The sequence below is a fragment of the Methylibium sp. T29 genome (assembly GCF_000576205.1).
Lineage (GTDB): Bacteria > Pseudomonadota > Gammaproteobacteria > Burkholderiales > Burkholderiaceae_C > Methylibium > Methylibium petroleiphilum.
In genome coordinates this window covers 1-1,550 of the sequence record NZ_AZND01000459.1, presented here as the reverse complement: position 1 = coordinate 1,550, position 1,550 = coordinate 1, and the positions used below count along the sequence as shown (strand labels likewise).

At 67.3% G+C, this 1,550-nt stretch carries 1 protein-coding gene; it reads left to right on the top strand.

Features of this window, described 5'->3' with window-relative positions; all coding sequences use genetic code 11:
- The first annotated feature begins 69 nt into the window (after window positions 1–69).
- The gene (locus tag x551_RS22005; protein ID WP_036236658.1) at window positions 70–1,386 is read left to right on the top strand and encodes an IS1182 family transposase; all 1,317 of its coding nucleotides are present in this window, start codon (window positions 70–72) and stop codon (window positions 1,384–1,386) included.
- Window positions 1,387–1,550 lie beyond the last annotated feature (164 nt).

Sequence of the window (1,550 nt, the reverse complement as noted above, 5' to 3'; positions counted from 1 at the left end):
CTAGGAGTCTGCGCGGCAGAACCGTGTAGTTTCTGATGTCACATGGCACGAGGTATGCGTTGATGGGGCATGGCTGGAAGCTATCGCCCCTACGAACCTGACCAAGTGATGCTGTTGCCGGCGGCGCCGCAAGACTGGCTGCCGGCAGGCCACCTGGCCCACTACATCAACGACACGGTCGACGCGCTGGACCTCAAGGCGTTCTATGCGCGCTACGAGGGCGGCGGCTCGCGCAACCAGCCGTTCCACCCGGCCATGATGGTCAAGGTGCTGGTCTACGCGTACGCCACGGGCGTGTTCAGCTCGCGCAAGATCGAGCGGCGGCTGCACGAGGACCTGGCGTTCCGGATGCTTGCTGCAGGCAACTTCCCGCGCCACCGCACCATCTGCGACTTCCGTGCGTTCCACCTGAAGGAACTATCGGAGCTCTTCGTGCAGGTGGTCAAGCTCGCGCGCGAGATGGGCCTGGTCAAGCTGGGCACGGTGGCCATCGACGGCACCAAGCTGAAGGCCAACGCCAGCCGTCACAAGGCCATGAGCTACGAGCGCATGAAGCAGGCCGAGGCCGAACTCAAGGCGCAGATCGACGCCCTGCTGGCGCGCGCCAAGGCCACCGACGAGGCCGAGGTCAACGAGCCGGAACTGGACCTACCCGCCGAGATCGAGCGGCGCGAGGCGAGGCTTGCGGCCATCCGCGAAGCCCGCGAACGCCTGGAGCAACGCCAGCGCGAGGCGGACCTCGAACGCGGCCGCAGCGACGACGACGACTGCCGTCCGCGTGGCCCGGATGGCAAGCCAAAGGGTGGGCGCTACAAGCGCGAGTTCGGCGTGCCCGAGGACAAGGCGCAGGAGAACTTCACCGACCCGGACAGTCGCATCATGAAGCGCGCTGGTGGCGGGTTTGACCCGGCGTACAACGCACAGACCGCGGTGGACGAGGCCGCGCACATCATCGTGGCGGCCGAACTGGACAACGTCGCGCCGGACGCGAACTGGTTGCTGCCCATGATCCAGGCGGTGGGCGACAACCTGGGCGAACTGCCCGAGCTCGGGCTGGCCGACGCGGGCTACCGCAGCGAAGACAACCTCAAGCGCGCACCGATCGGAGTGGTGGTGGCGCTGGGCCGCGAAGGCAAGCAGCACGCCGAGATCGATGCCGAGCAGTACCCATACACCGCGGCGATGGCCGCCAAGCTGCAGACCGAAGAAGGACGGGCGGCCTACCGCAAGCGCAAGTGGATCGCCGAGCCACCCAACGGCTGGATCAAGAACGTGCTGGGGTTCCGGCAGTTCAGCATGCGAGGACTGCACCGGGTGCAAGCCGAGTGGAAGCTCGTGTGCATGGCGCTGAACTTGAGGCGCATGGCGGTGCTCAGCGCAAGCTGAACGGCGGCAAGGCGCTCGTCGGACTGACTGGAGCCTCCCTCGCGGAGGGAGGCTGGAGGGTGCGGTCGAACACGCTGCCGCTCCCTCTCGGAGGGGGCTCGGGGGAGCCGTGCGTAGAGCCGCAGGCTAGGAGGCTGGGCGGCTTCTGCCGCGCAGACTCCTAG